We start from the raw sequence: 17,652 nt of genomic DNA, 5'->3' as shown, positions 1-17,652 counted from the left end.
AAGATAGGCGCTACATGCAATTTCTCACATGTAGAGCCTCATTTTTATAGTTCTATCGAGTTACGAATTACTCTGTGATGTAGAGATCTTTAGAGTAAATCTTGTCTTCCGCGTTATTGACTGGGAAGCCACCAACTTTCGGTGATAGTAGACGTGATTTCACGTACTGGTAGATAGGTGCGATTGGCATATCTTTTGCCATCAACTTCTCTGCTTCTAGGTAAAGCGCTTGACGCTCTTCGTCAGAAGTTGAAGCAAATGCTTTGTTCATGATTGCATCGTACTCTTTGCTGTCGTAGTGAATACCACCAGTAGTGTTATTACTCATCATCAGCGTTAGGAAAGATGAAGCTTCGTTGTAGTCGCCACACCAACCTGCACGAGCAACCTCAAAGTTGCCAGAATCTTTGGTAGATAGGTAAGTTTTCCACTCTTGGTTTTCTAGCGTAACGTCTAGACCAAGCGTCTTCTTCCACATTGAACCCAGTGCAACCGCAAGTTTCTTGTGATTCTCTGACGTGTTGTATAGAAGGTTAAATTCAAGAGGGTTGTCTGCACCGTAACCCGCCTCTTCCAGTAGACGCGCCGCTTCAGCATTACGCTCTTCTTGCGTCATTTTGCCGTATGCAGGGATTTCTGGGTTGAAACCCGCCGTGATTTCAGGCGTTAGGAAATAAGCTGGCTTTTGACCTTGTGCTAGGATCGCATCAGTCACGATATTACGGTCAATCGCATAAGAAATCGCTTTACGTACGCGAACATCATCAAACGGCTTTTTCTTCGTGTTGAAGATGTAGTAGTAAGTACACAAGTTACCCGACACAGACACGTCTTCTGGATGCTCTTGCTTCAAACGCTTGAAGTGCTCTGTAGGCAGTTCATTCGTGAAGTCGATTTCACCTGCTAGGAAGCGGTTCATTTCCGCTACTTGGTTTTCGATTGGTAGGAAAGTAACTTGATCAAGCGTCGTGTTTTCGTTGTCCCAGTATTGTTCGTTACGTTTTAGAACTAAACGCTCGTTTACAACCCAGTTGTCAACAACATAAGCACCGTTACCTACAAAGTTCTCAGGCTTCGTCCATTGATCGCCGAACTTTTCAACGGTTGCTTGGTGAACAGGCTTCACTGTTGTGTGGCCCATCATCATCACAAAGTATGGTACAGCAGTGTCTAGCTCAACCACCAAAGTGTGGTCGTCAACCGCTTTAACACCCAACTCACTCTTGTCTTTTTTACCCGCAACAATGTCTTTTGCGTTCTTCATCTTGGTGTATTCCATGTACCAAGCGTATGGAGAAGCGGTTGCTGGGTCGACTGCGCGTTGGAAGCTGTATACAAAATCACCTGCAGTAACAGGATCACCGTTAGACCATTTTGCGTCTTCACGTAGGTGGAAAGTGTATGTTTTGTTGTCTTCAGTTTCCCAAGACTCTGCAACACCAGGGATAGTGTTACCGTCCGCATCTTGGTTTACTAGGCCTTCAAGAAGATCGCGAATCACGTGGGATTCTGGAACACCTTGAGATTTATGAGGGTCTATTGTCGCAACTTCTGTACCGTTACCACGCACCAATTCTTGAACAGCAGCAAGTTTTGGCTCTTTAGAATCAGATTTAGCTTCAGGGGCTGGAGCCGGAGCAGGCTCTGCAGCTTGTTTCTCTGCAGGCTTTTCGCCACAACCAGCTAAAGCGAGAGAAAGACCAGCACCAATAAATAAAGCGCGCGTGATTTTATTCTTATACATGCGTAAAACTCCAAATTTTTTCGTTAGCATCCATGACTTCTTTGTAAGGGCCTGGAACGGTCAGAGTTTTAGATTTTTTTAGTGCATTTTCTGAGCACAAAAGCCTAAAACCTTACAAAGACTGCGGCACACATTAGCAATCATTGAAGTAATTTGCCATAAAAATGTAGCAAAAAAACCAATAATCCTGACTAAACCACACATATCTAGCAGTAAACTCTAATCAAAAAGTATTCACCAGCCAAATGGAGACCAGAAGCGACATTCCACAGACAAAACTTTCGATTAATCTACATTTAAACCATTTGATAGCATCTTATGCTAGATATTTACATATTATTTAACATTTATGACAAATGAAGTCTAACAAATAATTGTTTATATATTGGGCTAAAAACTTTTATTGTGAAGAATATCACCAGAGCGAGTACGGGTTGTGTTGAAGTCAAATGAGCAGAACTATGAAGATAAGTACAAAAAAAGCTAAGTGCCGTTGACACTTAGCTTTTTTCACTAGAATGAGGAGTGGGTTCTATTTTTCCCAACGCTGTGCAGCTTGATGATCGGTGTCGCGCGACTCAATCCAACGATCTTCATTCGTCGTGCGTTCTTTCTTCCAAAATGGTGCTTTGGTTTTCAAGTAGTCCATAATGAACTCGCAAGCATCAAATGCTGCTCCGCGGTGTGCACTTGAAACACCAACAAAGACGATTTGATCACCGCTATCCATGTCACCAACGCGATGAATCACGCGTACGCCCAATAATGGCCAACGTGATTCAGCTTGATCGCAAATGTCGCTCAAGCTCTTCTCAGTCATGCCTGGGTAGTGTTCCAAGTGCAAACCAACAACATTATCGCCAAGGTTCATATCTCGAACTTTACCAATGAATGTTACGACAGCACCAGCAGCCGTACCTTCGGATAAACGTTGATATTCGTGATCAACGGAAAAGTCTTCAACTTGTACAGAGACGCGTGGGTCCATCTTAACCTCCGGTTACCGGTGGGAAAAATGCAACTTCATCCCCCGCTTTTACTTCGGTATCAAGTGGGACAATAGATTGATTAACAGCAGCAAGTAGCTTTCCTGGCTCTAAAGCCAAATCCCACTTACCATTGTTATCAGCGCCCTCTTCCACGAGATGTGCGCGAATCGCTTCAACCGTTTCAAATTGATCATCTAATTCGACACTGTCGATACCAATCAGCTCACGAGTCTGAGCAAAAAAAAGTACTTTAATCATGATTCCGCCTTGAAGTGTCCAGATTTTCCACCCGTCTTTTCTAGGAGACGAACTTGACCGATAACCATGTCTTTTTGCACCGCTTTACACATATCGTAAATCGTCAGTGCAGCAACAGAAGCCGCCGTGAGCGCTTCCATTTCTACGCCCGTTTTACCTGCAAGCTTACAAACAGATTCAATACGAACTTTGTTTTCTGACTCAATAGCCTCCAACTGAACTTCGACTTTAGAAAGCAACAGAGGATGACAAAGTGGAATCAAATCCCACGTTTTCTTTGCAGCTTGGATACCAGCAATTCGAGCCGTCGCGAACACATCACCTTTGTGATGCTGCCCGGAAACAATCAGTTGCAAGGTTTCTGGGGCCATGTGAACAAATGCTTCTGCACGTGCTTCACGAACCGTTTCAGCTTTTGCAGACACGTCGACCATGTTAGCTTCGCCAGACGCATTGATATGGGTAAATTGAGTCATTGTTTTTCCTTCGCTTTTAGGAAAGGTTATACAGATAGGTGCGGCATGAAGTTACAAGGGCGATGGCTTGCATCTAACTGCTGCTTGATGATCTTCGTCCAGCCAGTGCGGCACGCGCCTGTTGAACCAGGCATTGCGAAGATAACTGTATGGTTAGCAAAACCTGCAATTGCACGCGATTGGATCGTTGACGTACCAATTTCTTCGTAAGACACCATGCGGAATAACTCACCAAAACCTTCTACTTCTTTATCAAACAGAGGCTTCAGCGCTTCTGGCGTGCTGTCACGTGACGTGAACCCTGTACCACCAGTAATCATGATCGCTTGAACATTGTCGTCCGCAATCCACTGAGAAACAATTGCGCGAATTTTGTACATGTCATCAATAACAATTTGCTTATCAACAACATTGTGACCCGCTTCTTGAGCGTGTTCAACAAGGTAGCGACCAGAGGTATCGTTTTCTTCGGTACGAGTGTCAGATACCGTTAGAACGGCAATATTTGCAGGTTGAAATTTGCTTTCAGCGTGACCCATGTGTTCACCTATTCTCTTTTAACTTTGATACGTTTGGTATCGATTCTAGAAAAGCGAGGGAAAGCTAGCCTATAAATAAGCTTTCCCTACAAAATTTGAGTTGATTTAGCCGCCGATAGACGCCAGATGTGGCGTCATACCCGTATTACCATCGTGCAAGAAGTGGCTCACCGACTTAGTTTGTAACTGCGCTTGGATGCGTTCAATAAGCTCACTTTCTTGCTCATCACATTCCAGTAGATCACGCAGTTCTACACCGTGATCTCCAAACAAACACAGATGCAGCTTACCCATCGCAGAGACGCGTAGTCGGTTGCAGCTCTCACAAAAGTCTTTTTCATAAGGCATGATCAGGCCAATTTCACCCTTGTAATCTGGATGAACAAACACTTGCGCGGGGCCGTCATTATGAGAGCGCACTTTAAGCAGCCAACCGTTTGCAATCAACTGATTACGAATTGCTACGCCTGACACATGATGCTTATTGAATAAATCATCCATCTCACCCGTTTGCATCAATTCGATGAAGCGCAGTTGGATTGGACGATCTTTTATCCAGTTGAGAAACGCTGGCAGTTCTTGATGGTTAAGATCTTTCATCAAAACCACATTAACTTTGACTTGCTCATAACCAACTTCAAACGCACGCTCGATACCATTCATCACCTCAGTGAACTTATTTTCACCCGTGATTTGATGGAACATGCGCGGATCAAGGCTGTCCACGCTAACGTTGATGTGAGTTAAGCCCGCTTCACGCCAGTCTGCGACTTGCTTTGCCATGCGGTAACCATTGGTCGTAGTTGCAACTTTTTGGATACCAGGCGTCGTCGCCACTGAGTGGATAATGTCGGTAAAATCTTTGCGTAAACTTGGTTCACCGCCAGTGATGCGCACTTTTGACGTGCCACAATCAGCAAACGCTTTTACGACCCGTTTGATTTCAGGAAGAGATAAAAAAGACGAGTTTTTATTGCCCGAAGGCTTATAGCCATCAGGAAGGCAATAGGTACATTTGAAATTACATACGTCGGTCACAGACAGACGCAAGTAATAGAACTTACGATGAAATTTGTCTTCGAATTGTTGCGCCACGGAACACCTTTCCAAACACGGGAGGCATGGCCATTTCCAATCATGCCCTTGTGACAGTACGCCACTGGCTCAAAACGCTTATCCTCGGACTTAGCAATAGTGAGCTCGGAGTTATGGCAACCAGAGATATGAAACCTCTGATAGCTTTGCGGTGTAAAATACTTAATATTTGTACTGGAATCCAGACTTGAGTGATAAAAAACTCTCTAGAGACACAATTTACCGCTAAGTGAGTACCTTTCAAGCACTCCTTAAGATAAATTGTAGCCGTTTTTTACAAGATTATTAGAAGAACGTAATGAATATCTACACGGATAAAAAAGTGGTCGCTGTTGGCGGTGGTCATGGCTTAGGTCGAATGTTGGCCGCACTACGGGATTTTGGCGGCAATGCAACTGGCATTGTCGCCACAACAGACAATGGTGGCTCAACAGGAAGAATTCGTCACTGCCAAGGTGGAATCGCCTGGGGCGACACACGGAACTGCATTAATCAGCTGATCACAGAGCCGTCGATCAGTTCAATGATGTTTGAATATCGCTTCAAAGGTACTGGCGAGCTTGATGGTCATAACCTCGGTAACTTGATGCTTACGGCGCTCGATAACTTATCGGTCAGACCGTTAGATGCCATCAATCTGATTCGAAACATGTTAAAAGTCGACGTTAACATTCTTCCTATGTCTGAACACCCTTCCGATCTTTCCGCGTTATCTGTGGATGGAAAATGGGTCACGGGAGAAACGAATGTAGACGAGATGGACACCGATTTACGTCGTCTCGATCTATCACCAGAAGTTCCTGCAACTAAAGAAGCAGTGACTGCACTGGCAGAAGCAGACGCTATTATTCTTGGTCCTGGCAGCTTTTTAACCAGCATCATGCCTCCTTTGCTGTTGCCTGAGCTCGGCAAAGCCATTGCCGCCAATGAGAAAGCAAAAGTCATTTTCGTTGCCAACTTGAGCCCGGAGTACGGCCCAGCCGGACGAATGACCATGGCACAAAAATTAGAATGGTGTGAACGTGCCTGCCAAGGTAGGAAGATAGACGTGGTTCTAGCAGAGGAAACCGAGCAAGAAGTCTTGAGCCAGTGGAATGTAGTGACGGAATCGTTAGCTTCGTCGAACCGAGATTGGCGTCACGACCGAGATAAACTCAAGCTCGCTATTGAAAGCCAGCTAAGGCTTTCAATTTAAAAAAACGCCCTCTAAAGCTAGGGGATGGCTTCAAGTTTACTCGCTGTCAGCAATGAAAAAACCCTTCACTTACGTGAAGGGTTTTGTGTAAGAGCCTCATCAGAACAACGCATTACTGCTGCCAATCACGATAAGCGTCGCGTGTTTCGTGCAAAAGATCGAACATCGTTTTTAACTCGTCTGACTCTTCAGCTAACTCACCTGCTTTGGCTTTTTTATCTATCGACATCGCCAATTGACAAAGACGGTCTGCTCCAAAGCTCGCTGCACTGCTTTTTAACGCGTGACTGATTTCTTTGAGGTAACGCAATCGCTCTGTCCCTTGAAACTGAGATAAATTCTCGATGTAGGTATCCATCTCCCCTAAGAAAATATCGAGTAAAACAGGAACATTATCACTGCCAATCTCCATCGACAGTTCATCGATTTTTTGCTGATTTAATACATTCACACTCATACTTTTTGCCGCTCTTCCTTGCCATTCCAAGCCTGTAACTTGCGGTAAATCGTCGACGGACTGACATCAAGGTATCCCGCCGCTCGGGGGATATTGCCATCACACGCTTCAATCGCTTGCTCTATCGCCATTTTTTCTGTCATCCACAACGGCATAATCTCAGACGCAGTCATCACTTTCGGCTCAATGAATTTCGCCACAGAAGACGGACGGTCAAGCGGTTGATTCAGCGGTGGCGGTAACATATCCAACGTGATTTCTTTACCGTTGTTTAGAACAACGATATTGCGCAGCACGTTTTGTAACTGACGAACGTTGCCTGGCCACTCATAGCTATTAAATCGGTCGATTACATCAGGCGCAAAACGCACGAAGCTTTTTCCTTCTTCGTGCGACATATAGCCTAACAGTGAGTATGCAATTTCAATGACATCTTCACCTCGTTCACGTAAAGGTGGCAAATGCAAAGGAATGACATACAAACGATAGTACAAATCTTCACGGAATCGACCTTCTTGTACCTCTTTCCATGGGTCACGGTTAGTTGCACAAACAAAGCGAACATCCACGCTCTTCATTTTTGATGAGCCCACTTTTTGGAACGTGCCGGTTTGAATAAATCGCAGCAATTTGGTTTGCAAATCTAAGTCCATCTCACACAGTTCATCAAGGAAAAGTGTGCCACCATCCGCTAATTCCGCTGCACCCTGACGATCATTTGCTGCGCCAGTAAAAGCACCTTTCACGTGACCAAACAGCTCACTCTCAATCAAATCTTTTGGAATTGCAGCACAGTTAATCGCAATAAAAGGCTTGTCACCACGCTTGCTTGCCGCATGGATTGCCTCGGCACATACCTCTTTACCCGTACCACTTTCACCAGTGATGAAGATACTCGCTTTACTGCTCGCTGCTGAATCAATCGTGCGGTAAACCTGTTGCATAGTTTGGCTGCTGCCAATAAAGCCTTGATAACTTTGATTGCCCGGGTTATCAGCCTCGTTTTTTAACTTAGTCGCTTTACGAATCGCATTGTTAACCGTGACACGTAAACGGTCTGCTTCACACGGTTTGATCAAAAAGTCTTGAGAGCCATGACGCATTGCTTCTACCGCGGTATCGATAGAACCGTGAGCGGTCATAAAAATAATAGGTACGTCTGGATGACTCTTTTTTACAGCGTGTAAAACGTCCATCCCCGTCATATCTGGCAGACGAAGATCGAGCAGAATAAGATCTGGAATTCTATGGTTGAGACTTTCAATGGCATCCCTACCTGTACCGACAATATTGATATCTATACCAAGCGGTGTCAGGTATGAGCGGTACAGTGCCGCAACAGATGCGGTATCCTCAACCATTAAAAGGTAACGAGATTTAGGACCTTCAGATTTTTGTTGCATAACCTAGCTAATATTTTGTTGTGTTTTAAACAATAATCGCATTACGCTTTGCATTTTGCAAATAACATTAGCTAAATTATGGGTAAGAGAAAGGATTCAAAAATAATATCAATTATTTAAAAAATGGCATAAACCATGCTGATAGTTTAGTGACCCCTCGGGTCACCTAGCCAACTGACGTTGTTAGTGAACGAGATGTTCACAAAACAAGCCAATAGACCCGACTGCCTATTGGCTTCTTTTTTTGCAAGCAATCTAAAACTCTTGGCTAAGCTAGATCATTAAGCTTATTTTTAACTATTTGCGATGAACTGCGCTCTTAGTTTTTCAATCTCGTCACGCTTTTGCGCCGCCAATTCAAACTCTAAATCTTGCGCGTGCTGATACATTGCCGCCTCAAGTCGACTGATTTCTTTTTCCAACTGTTGAGGAGACATGACCTCGTATATTTGCGAAGGCTCCGCCACTTTCGACAACGGTACCTGTTTAGTATTACGCTGACGTTTAGACTTGGTAATATCGCCCAATTCCATAATATCTTTGATATTTCGTTTGAGTGCTTGCGGCGAAATGCCCATTTCTTCGTTGTACGCTTTCTGCTTCTCGCGGCGGCGGTTGGTTTCATCCATCGCCTTTTTCATGGAGTTGGTGATTCGGTCAGCATACAAGATCGCCTTACCTTCAAGATTTCGCGCAGCACGACCAATGGTCTGAATCAGTGAACGCTCGGAGCGCAAAAAGCCCTCTTTATCTGCATCCAATATTGCAACCAGCGAAACTTCAGGCATGTCCAAGCCTTCTCGTAGCAAGTTAATTCCCACCAGCACGTCAAACTCGCCAAGACGAAGATCACGGATGATCTCCACACGTTCTACGGTGTCAATATCTGAGTGTAAGTAACGTACCCTAACATCATGTTCGTGCAAGTACTCGGTGAGATCTTCGGCCATCCGTTTGGTCAATGTTGTCACTAGAACTCGCTCATCTTTAGCAGAACGGAGGCGAATTTCAGACAACAAGTCGTCTACTTGGGTCGCTACTGGGCGAACTTCCAATTCTGGGTCAAGCAAGCCTGTTGGACGAACAACTTGATCCGCTACATCGCCTGAAGATTTTTCTAGTTCATAATTTCCTGGCGTCGCAGAGACAAAAATCGTCTGCGGTGCTAACGCTTCAAACTCTTCAAACTTGAGCGGACGATTATCTAACGCAGAAGGTAAGCGAAAACCAAACTCCACTAGCGTTTCTTTACGAGAGCGGTCACCTTTATACATGGCACCAATCTGCGGCACAGTCACGTGGGATTCATCGATGATCAACAAACCGTCATGAGGCAAGTAATCAAACAATGTCGGTGGCGGCTCGCCTTCCGAGCGTCCGCTGAGATAGCGAGAATAGTTTTCGATACCTGAGCAAAAACCTAACTCATTCATCATCTCGATATCGAATTGAGTCCGCTGGCTAATACGCTGTTCTTCCAGTAGCTTGTTGTTGTCTAGAAGCTGTTTTTTGCGTACTTCTAATTCAACCTTAATATTTTCGATCGCTTCAAGAATGCGATCTCTTGGTGTCACGTAGTGCGTCTTAGGGTAAATAGTGTAGCGTGGTAAATCTCGCTGTTTCACCACACCAGTCAATGGATCAAAAACACTGATGCAGTCAATTTCATCATCAAACATTTCGACACGAACTGCGTCTTGGTCAGATTCCGCTGGAAAGATATCAATCACTTCGCCACGAACCCGAAACTGTCCTCGCTCAAATGCCACGTCATTTCTCGAATATTGTAGCTCTGCCAGACGTCGTAGCATGTCCCGTTGATCAATCACGTCACCACGACGTAAATGCAACATCATTTGCAAGTAAGATTCTGGGTCACCCAAACCATAGATAGCAGAAACAGACGCAACGATAATCGCGTCTTTACGTTCCAATAGTGCTTTCGTTGCGGAAAGGCGCATTTGCTCTATGTGAGCGTTAACCGATGCGTCTTTTTCAATGAAAGTATCCGTCGTCGGGACATAAGCTTCAGGCTGGTAGTAATCGTAGTAGGAAACAAAGTACTCCACCGCATTATTGGGAAAGAATGATTTCATCTCGCCATATAATTGCGCTGCGAGCGTTTTGTTTGGCGCAAGTAATATTGCAGGTCGCTGGGCTTGAGCGATAACATTCGCTAGTGTGAACGTTTTACCCGATCCCGTTACCCCCAATAGTGTTTGATGTGCCAGTCCAGCATCGAGCCCCTCAAGCAGCTGCTTGATCGCTCCCGGCTGGTCACCCGATGGCTGATAATCGGAGACCAATTCATAGACTTTACTCATACCCTTCCTCAACTTTACTGCGCTTTGGCTGTATATATATACACCTTAGCCAATGAAATCTACGTCTATTGAAAATTTACCCACCATTGTTAATAAATTTTCTTGTTTGTCTAGAATGCTATAGCCATACAAAACCTACTCTGATATAGTGCTTCGCCCTAGTTGAAGAGCCACACCCATTCTTCACATTGCAGTTTCCACAACTTTTCCCCAAAAATTGACCTAAACACTCTTTATCCCCAAAAGCTATATTTTTATCCACCTTGAATACATTTTGCTTAACATCAATAAATCTATGTTTTAATTGCATATTCTCTGTATAGCTCTGATTAAAAATTCACTAAATAAAAACCAGGTTGCATATAAAAAATCTTTACTCAGATCTCATCAACATAGTTATCCACAAAATTAGTGGATAACTAACCTCACCCCTTTACAGACAAGCAGTACAGAAAAGTAAAGCCCTTCCCCCAATATTTTTTGCTAAAAATGTATTTTTTTACTGTTGACAGTAGTTTGGCTGCTCGGTAAGATTCGTTCCGCTTTCAAGCAAAGCAATTCCTCCTTAGCTCAGTTGGTAGAGCGACGGACTGTTAATCCGCAGGTCGCTGGTTCGAGCCCAGCAGGAGGAGCCAAATTCCAGAAAAGTCGTGTCGCAAGACACGGCTTTTTTCGTTTTGAAATCAAAAACTTCTTTCACCATCAATATCTCAAGTGACGACTTAAAATTACTCGCTAAGTGTAATTCCCACCTTCTGAGCAAAAGATTCTTTGAGGAAAGACAGCACCAGCGTCTTTGTAAAATCCATTCAGCAAGCTGTTCAATTTCTTATTGATTCATCAAAATACCTCACATAGACGACTATTTTTCCATCGTGTATGTAAAACCACATCGTTCACTGGTTGTTATTGGTGTCACAAAACACGATAATATCAAGATCGGATTTTAAGAACGTAATAACTATGACCGAATATGTTTTGTTGTTGGTCGGCACTGTGCTGGTGAACAACTTTGTACTGGTGAAGTTTTTGGGCCTATGTCCTTTCATGGGTGTGTCCAAAAAACTGGAAACAGCAATAGGTATGGGCTTAGCGACAACTTTTGTGCTAACGCTCGCGTCAGTGTGTGCGTATTTAGTGGAAAGCTACATTCTTCGTCCACTGGGTATTGAGTACCTTCGAACCATGAGTTTTATTTTGGTGATAGCCGTTGTGGTGCAGTTCACCGAAATGGTTGTGCACAAAACAAGTCCAACACTTTATCGCTTGCTTGGTATTTTCTTACCGCTGATCACTACAAACTGCGCGGTATTAGGCGTCGCGCTTCTTAATATTAATGAGAACCATAACTTTATCGAATCGATTATCTACGGCTTCGGCGCCGCTGTTGGTTTCTCATTGGTGTTGATACTTTTTGCATCCATGCGTGAGCGCATAGCTGCCGCCGACGTACCAGTGCCTTTTAAAGGTGCATCGATTGCAATGATTACAGCGGGTTTAATGTCACTAGCCTTTATGGGCTTTACAGGTTTGGTGAAGTAAACAATGAGTACGATTTTAATTGCGATCATCGCGTTAGCGGTTCTTGCTGCGATTTTCGGCGCGATACTTGGTTTTGCTTCTATTCGCTTCAAAGTCGAGGCAGACCCAATTGTGGATCAAATCGACGCAATCTTACCTCAAACTCAATGCGGTCAATGTGGCTACCCTGGTTGCCGCCCTTATGCTGAAGCGATTGCAAATGGCGACCACATCAACAAATGTCCGCCAGGCGGTCAGGCAACAATCGAAAAGCTCGCCGACTTAATGGGTGTTGAGCCAGAAGAATCTGCGCACGATCTCGACAGCAAAATTCCAACCGTTGCGTTTATCCATGAAGATATGTGCATTGGCTGTACTAAGTGTATTCAAGCGTGTCCAGTGGATGCAATTGTAGGCGGTACAAAAGCGGTTCATACCGTAATTAAAGACGAATGTACGGGGTGTGATTTATGTGTTGCACCATGTCCAACTGATTGTATTGAAATGATTCCTGTGGCAACCACCACGGAAAGCTGGAAGTGGCAACTTAACTCCATTCCAGTACTCAACATTACGGATGCTGCCGACGATGCAGCGAACGTGAAAGATTCAATTAAGTAAGGTTTCGCATGTTGTCTTTGATTGAACAAATTCGTACAGGCTCGCTTTGGGATTTCCCTGGTGGTGTGCATCCGGCAGAAAACAAAAAGCAGTCCAACAAAACTGAGCTCGTTCACGCGGCTATCCCATCAGAAATTGTATTACCGCTAAAACAGCACATTGGTAAGGCTGGTAACTTATTGGTTGCCGAAGGTGACCACGTATTAAAAGGTCAGCCATTAACGCAATCCGAAACTGGTTTTACCGTTCCAGTGCATGCTCCTACATCGGGTACGATCACCGCAATTGAGCCTAGAACCGTTGCTCACCCTTCAGGTCTGAGTGAACTCTGTGCGGTCATTACCCCTGATGGTAACGATACATGGTGTGACAGAAAACCCGTCGCGGATTACAAACAAGAAACACCTGACGCACTGATCGATATTATTCGTCTCGCAGGCATTTCAGGTATGGGTGGCGCAGGTTTCCCTACCGCAAAAAAAATCCAATCAGGTTTTGCTCGCACAGAGATTCTTATCGTCAACGCAGCTGAGTGTGAGCCATACATCACATCAGATGACAAGCTCATGCAAGAGCATGCCGAAGAGCTCATCCAAGGTATCGAGATTGTCGAACATATCCTGACACCAAAGCTCACGATTATTGGTATTGAAGATAACAAACCAGAGGCAATTAAAGCGTTAGAAGCTGCGGCTCTAAACAAAGATATCGTCATTCGCGTTATCCCGACTAAATACCCTTCTGGTGGTGAAAAACAGCTGATCAAAATTTTGACCAATAAAGAAGTACCAAGCGGCGCAATTCCAGCCGATATTGGTATTTTGGTTCAAAATGTCGGTTCTCTTTACTCAATCAAACGCGCAATCATCGATGGTGAACCGATGATAAAACGCGTGGTGACCCTCACTGGCAAAACATTCAAACAACCACGTAATGTTTGGGCATTATTAGGTACACCAGTACAGGCGTTATTGGATGAGTTTGGCTATAAAGCCGATAAGAAGTTACAACGTTTAATCATGGGTGGACCAATGATGGGCTTCACCCTTCCCCACTCTCAAGTGCCGATTACCAAGACAGCAAACTGCATCCTTGCTCCGACTCGTCGTGAGATCTCTCCGCACCAACATGAGATGGAATGTATTCGCTGTAGCCAATGTGCTGAAGCTTGCCCTGCTTCACTGCTACCTCAGCAACTGCAATGGCATGCAAAAGCTGAAGAGTATGACAAACTCGAAGAACTAAACTTAAAGGATTGTATCGAGTGCGGTGCTTGTGCGTTTGTGTGTCCAAGTGAAATTCCTCTCGTACAGTATTACCGCCAAGCAAAAGCGGAAATTCGCACCAGAACACAAGAAGCGGAAGCTGCGGAGCGAGCGAAGCTGCGTTTTGAAGAGAAGAAAGCGCGTATGGAACGCGAAAAAGCAGAACGTGAAAATCGCTTTAAGAAAGCAGCCGATCAGCGCCGTAAAGACATGAAATCTTCTGGTGGTGATGATGCGATTGCAGCAGCGATCGCACGAGTGAAAGCTCAGAAGACAGAAACAACAGAAAAAGCAGAGCCAGCCGTGAAACCTGCCGTCGCTGCAGCCATTGCCAAAGCGAAGGCAAAACAGGCCGCAGCCGCTAAAGCAGGCTCTAGTGAACCTGATAACTCAGAAATGGCAAAACTGCGCGAAGAACGCAAACGTCTAGCCCGCGAACGTAAAGCACAAAAAGAACAAGGCGAAACGCCAGACAACAACGCTGATGATAAGAAATCGGCAGTTGCAGCAGCCATCGCCCGAGCTAAAGCGAAAAAAGCTCAACAAGAAGAATCAACCGAAACAATGGAAGCTCAAGCATCTGCTGAGAAAACCGAAGATCCGAAGAAAGCCGCCGTTGCTGCTGCCATTGCGCGTGCCAAAGCGCGTAAAGCGAAACAAGCAGACTCAACTGAAACCGAAGAAGCTGAAACGTGTACTGAGCCAACCGACGATCCGAAGAAGGCAGCCGTTTCTGCTGCCATTGCGCGCGCTAAGGCTCGTAAAGCGAAACAAGCAGACCCAACCGAAACGGAAGAAGCTGAAGCGCCCGCTGAGCAAGCTGAAGATCCGAAAAAAGCCGCGGTTGCTGCTGCCATTGCACGCGCTAAGGCCCGAAAAGCGAAACAAGCAGACTCAACTGAAACCGAAGAAGCTGAAGCGCCTGATGAACAAACTGAAGATCCGAAGAAAGCCGCGGTTGCTGCTGCCATTGCACGCGCTAAGGCCCGAAAAGCGAAACAAGCAGACTCAACTGAAACCGAAGAAGCTGAAGCGCCTACTGAGCAAGCTGCAGACCCGAAAAAAGCCGCGGTTGCTGCTGCCATTGCGCGTGCCAAAGCGCGTAAAGCTAAGCAAGAAGAACCAGCCGAAACGGTAGAAGCTGAAACGCCTGCTGAACAAGCAGAAGATCCGAAAAAAGCGGCTGTCGCTGCGGCTATTGCGCGTGCCAAAGCGCGTAAAGCTAAGCAAGAAGAACCAGCCGAAACGGTAGAAGCTGAAACGCCTGCTGAACAAACTGAAGATCCGAAAAAAGCGGCTGTCGCTGCTGCTATTGCGCGCGCGAAAGCTCGCAAAGCGCAGCAAGAAGCTAATAAAAATAATACTGAGGAGAACGAGTAGTGTCGTTTTTTATTGCCAGTTCACCGCATACCCACAGCCGTCGTAGTACACCTGACTTAATGAAATGGGTGGCACTTTGTGCTCTCCCAGGTTTAGCGGCTCAGACCTACTTCTTTGGGTGGGGAACGCTTATTCAGCTGATTTTTGCCATCGCAGTCGCTGTATCACTTGAAGCCTTAGTTATGGTCTTCCGTAAACGTTCGCCGATGCGAGCACTACGTGATAACAGTGCGATCGTTACCGCTTGGTTATTAGCCGTGGCTATCCCACCATGGTCTCCGTGGTGGATTATGGTGATCGGACTTATTTTCGCGATCGTAATCGCTAAACACCTATATGGTGGCCTTGGTCAAAACTTATTCAATCCTGCCATGGTCGCTTATGTGGTCTTGTTGATCTCATTCCCAGTGCAAATGACGAGTTGGAGTGCCCCGACGTCACTCATACCTGATCACGTAAATTTTGCAGATACACTCTCTTTAATTTTTACGGGCTATGATTACGACGGCTTATCGCTTCAGCAAGTTCGAACGGGGGTTGACGGTGTGACAATGGCGACGCCACTTGATGCATTTAAGACCGGCATTCATACAGGTGCAACCCCAAGCGAAGTACTGTCGCAGCCAATATTCGATGGCTTAGCTGGCATTGGTTGGCAATGGGTAAATCTTGCCTACTTACTTGGTGGTTTAGTGATGATCAAAAAACGCATCATCCAATGGTATATCCCCGTAGGTTTCCTAGCGAGCCTGACGCTATTTAGCGTCGTGTTCAGCTTGCTGACCCCAGGGGAAACTGCGTCGCCAATCTTCCACTTGTTATCAGGTGCAACCATGCTTGGCGCATTCTTTATTGCAACCGATCCCGTGTCGGCGTCTACCACCGTTAAAGGACGTTTGATCTTTGGCGCGCTTATTGGTGCTTTGGTCTTTATCATTCGCAGTTGGGGCGGCTTCCCTGATGGTGTTGCATTCGCAGTGTTACTTGCAAATATGTGTGTGCCACTGATCGATTACTACACCAAACCTAGAACTTACGGTCACTGAGGTAAACATGTTAACCGCTATTAGAAAAAATGGTCTGACACTTGCGATCTTTGCCTGTGCAACAACCGGATTAGTCGCCTTTACTCAGTACCTAACAAAAGACCAAATCAAGATACAAGAACAACAACAATTGCTTTCTGTTTTGAATCAAGTCATTCCAGAAAACATGCATGACAACGCACTCACGCAAGCCTGCACTATGGTCACGTCACCAGAACTGGGGACATTGCGTGCAATGCCAGCCTACCTCGCCACGAAGAATGGTGAACCGACAGCAATCGCAATAGAATCCATCGCGCCAGATGGCTACAATGGTGAGATAAAAGTTATTACTGGGATTGACAATCAGGGCAATATTTTGGGGACACGCGTCTTAAGCCATCAAGAAACCCCTGGCCTGGGCGACAAAATTGATCTTCGTGTCACCGACTGGATCCTGAGCTTTACGGGCAAACAAGTCACGGAAAGTAACTGGAACTCATGGAAAGTTCGTAAAGATGGTGGTGATTTCGATCAATTTACTGGTGCAACGATCACACCTAGAGCCGTCGTAAAAGTGGTGCGAAATACCGTTAACTACGTAAACCAATCTCGTGAAGACATTCTTAGCCAACCGTTAGGCTGTGAAGGAGAGCAGTAATGAGTGAAAATAAATTGCTGATGAAAAACGGTATGTGGAGCAATAACCCTGCTCTCGTACAGCTGCTGGGTCTGTGTCCACTACTAGCGGTTTCTTCCACAATAACCAATGCCTTAGGTCTTGGTATTGCAACCTTATTAGTGCTGGTCGGCTCCAACGTCACGGTTTCTCTTATTCGTAATTACGTACCAAAAGAGATCCGCATTCCTGTATTCGTGATGATTATTGCCTCACTTGTTACCTGCGTTCAGTTATTGATGAATGCCTATGCGTATGGTTTATACCTGTCTCTTGGTATCTTTATTCCTCTGATTGTAACGAACTGCATCATTATTGGTCGAGCTGAAGCATACGCTTCAAAAAATGATGTTGCGCCTGCAGCATTAGACGGTTTATGGATGGGTCTTGGTATGACAAGCGTTTTGGTCGTGCTAGGTGCCATGCGTGAGTTAATTGGTAATGGCACACTATTCGACGGGGCAGATCTGCTATTAGGAGACTGGGCATCCGCTCTCCGCATTCAAGTTTTCCAATTTGACAACAGCTTTCTGCTAGCGCTTCTTCCACCCGGTGCATTTATCGGTGTTGGTCTGTTGATAGCGCTTAAAAATGTCATCGATAATTCAGTCCAGGCACGTCAACCAAAAGAAGAAAAACCAACCATAGAACGTGCTCGCGTCACTAACGCATAACAAGATA

16 protein-coding genes, 1 tRNA gene and 1 riboswitch are annotated in these 17,652 nt (G+C 45.3%); of the genes, 8 read left to right on the top strand and 9 right to left on the bottom strand.

The annotated features are described in order from the left end of the window. Positions 1-67: 67 nt before the first annotated feature. The 6 genes from MTR11_RS20585 to moaA all read right to left on the bottom strand — a co-directional run bounded on the left by MTR11_RS20585 (position 68) and on the right by moaA (position 5,101). Positions 68-1,744: an ABC transporter substrate-binding protein gene (locus MTR11_RS20585; protein WP_005396644.1), complete on the bottom strand. Its 1,677-nt coding sequence runs from the start codon at positions 1,742-1,744 to the stop codon at positions 68-70. Positions 1,745-2,276: 532 nt separating this feature from the next. After that, complete coding sequence (gene moaE / locus MTR11_RS20580; protein WP_114323293.1) at positions 2,277-2,732, bottom strand: molybdopterin synthase catalytic subunit MoaE; 456 nt, start codon at positions 2,730-2,732, stop codon at positions 2,277-2,279. A 1-nt stretch (position 2,733) separates the two neighbouring features. Further along, positions 2,734-2,991, bottom strand: coding sequence for a molybdopterin synthase sulfur carrier subunit (gene moaD, locus MTR11_RS20575; RefSeq protein ID WP_243328302.1), 258 nt, complete (start codon positions 2,989-2,991; stop codon positions 2,734-2,736). Further along, positions 2,988-3,467: a cyclic pyranopterin monophosphate synthase MoaC gene (moaC, locus tag MTR11_RS20570; protein WP_005396647.1), complete on the bottom strand. Its 480-nt coding sequence runs from the start codon at positions 3,465-3,467 to the stop codon at positions 2,988-2,990. The genes moaD and moaC overlap by 4 nt, the downstream gene beginning before the upstream one ends. A 26-nt stretch (positions 3,468-3,493) precedes the next feature. Then, positions 3,494-4,006, bottom strand: coding sequence for a molybdenum cofactor biosynthesis protein B (gene moaB / locus MTR11_RS20565; RefSeq protein ID WP_005396648.1), 513 nt, complete (start codon positions 4,004-4,006; stop codon positions 3,494-3,496). A 105-nt stretch (positions 4,007-4,111) separates the two neighbouring features. Further along, positions 4,112-5,101 (bottom strand): GTP 3',8-cyclase MoaA, encoded by a 990-nt coding sequence (gene moaA, locus MTR11_RS20560; protein ID WP_085342816.1) that lies wholly within the window; start codon positions 5,099-5,101, stop codon positions 4,112-4,114. Further along, positions 5,090-5,224: riboswitch (molybdenum cofactor riboswitch) on the bottom strand. (Overlaps the previous gene by 12 nt.) A gap of 175 nt (positions 5,225-5,399) precedes the next feature. On the opposite strand from moaA, the gene MTR11_RS20555 reads away from it, so the two are divergent. Further along, positions 5,400-6,296, top strand: a complete 897-nt coding sequence (locus MTR11_RS20555; RefSeq protein ID WP_006742807.1) for a YvcK family protein — start codon at positions 5,400-5,402, stop codon at positions 6,294-6,296. A gap of 112 nt (positions 6,297-6,408) precedes the next feature. Here MTR11_RS20555 and luxU read toward each other — a convergent pair whose 3' ends face one another. The 3 genes from luxU to uvrB form a co-directional block, all read right to left on the bottom strand. After that, positions 6,409-6,753: a quorum-sensing phosphorelay protein LuxU gene (luxU, locus tag MTR11_RS20550; protein ID WP_012841577.1), complete on the bottom strand. Its 345-nt coding sequence runs from the start codon at positions 6,751-6,753 to the stop codon at positions 6,409-6,411. Beyond that, positions 6,750-8,156 carry a quorum-sensing sigma-54 dependent transcriptional regulator LuxO gene (luxO, locus tag MTR11_RS20545; protein WP_005396653.1) on the bottom strand — a complete coding sequence of 469 codons (1,407 nt, stop codon included), beginning with the start codon at positions 8,154-8,156 and terminating at the stop codon, positions 6,750-6,752. The genes luxU and luxO overlap by 4 nt, the downstream gene beginning before the upstream one ends. Positions 8,157-8,449: 293 nt before the next feature. After that, positions 8,450-10,480 carry an excinuclease ABC subunit UvrB gene (gene uvrB / locus MTR11_RS20540; protein ID WP_046874402.1) on the bottom strand — a complete coding sequence of 677 codons (2,031 nt, stop codon included), beginning with the start codon at positions 10,478-10,480 and terminating at the stop codon, positions 8,450-8,452. 559 nt (positions 10,481-11,039) lie between these two features. On the opposite strand from uvrB, the gene MTR11_RS20535 reads away from it, so the two are divergent. The 7 genes from MTR11_RS20535 (at position 11,040) to MTR11_RS20505 (ending at position 17,645) form a co-directional block, all read left to right on the top strand. Beyond that, positions 11,040-11,115: transfer RNA gene (locus tag MTR11_RS20535), tRNA-Asn, on the top strand. 328 nt (positions 11,116-11,443) lie between these two features. Then, a complete protein-coding gene (gene rsxA, locus MTR11_RS20530; RefSeq protein ID WP_005380762.1) occupies positions 11,444-12,022 on the top strand; it encodes an electron transport complex subunit RsxA in 579 nt (192 codons plus the stop codon). A 3-nt stretch (positions 12,023-12,025) separates the two neighbouring features. After that, positions 12,026-12,622: an electron transport complex subunit RsxB gene (gene rsxB / locus MTR11_RS20525; RefSeq protein WP_005396655.1), complete on the top strand. Its 597-nt coding sequence runs from the start codon at positions 12,026-12,028 to the stop codon at positions 12,620-12,622. A gap of 8 nt (positions 12,623-12,630) precedes the next feature. Continuing rightward, a complete protein-coding gene (rsxC, locus tag MTR11_RS20520; RefSeq protein WP_243328301.1) occupies positions 12,631-15,267 on the top strand; it encodes an electron transport complex subunit RsxC in 2,637 nt (878 codons plus the stop codon). Further along, positions 15,267-16,313: an electron transport complex subunit RsxD gene (gene rsxD / locus MTR11_RS20515; RefSeq protein ID WP_047010069.1), complete on the top strand. Its 1,047-nt coding sequence runs from the start codon at positions 15,267-15,269 to the stop codon at positions 16,311-16,313. Before rsxC ends, rsxD begins: the two co-directional genes overlap by 1 nt. A 7-nt stretch (positions 16,314-16,320) precedes the next feature. Next, positions 16,321-16,953 carry an electron transport complex subunit RsxG gene (gene rsxG, locus MTR11_RS20510; RefSeq protein WP_006743364.1) on the top strand — a complete coding sequence of 211 codons (633 nt, stop codon included), beginning with the start codon at positions 16,321-16,323 and terminating at the stop codon, positions 16,951-16,953. After that, positions 16,953-17,645, top strand: coding sequence for an electron transport complex subunit E (locus MTR11_RS20505; protein ID WP_005396543.1), 693 nt, complete (start codon positions 16,953-16,955; stop codon positions 17,643-17,645). The genes rsxG and MTR11_RS20505 overlap by 1 nt, the downstream gene beginning before the upstream one ends. The last annotated feature ends 7 nt before the right edge of the window (positions 17,646-17,652 follow it).

The sequence above is a fragment of the Vibrio sp. CCB-PB317 genome, assembly GCF_022808245.1.
Classification (GTDB): Bacteria; Pseudomonadota; Gammaproteobacteria; order Enterobacterales; family Vibrionaceae; genus Vibrio; species Vibrio diabolicus.
The sequence above is the reverse complement of the archived record's forward strand: the minus strand, read 5'-3'. Positions and strand labels throughout refer to the sequence as shown.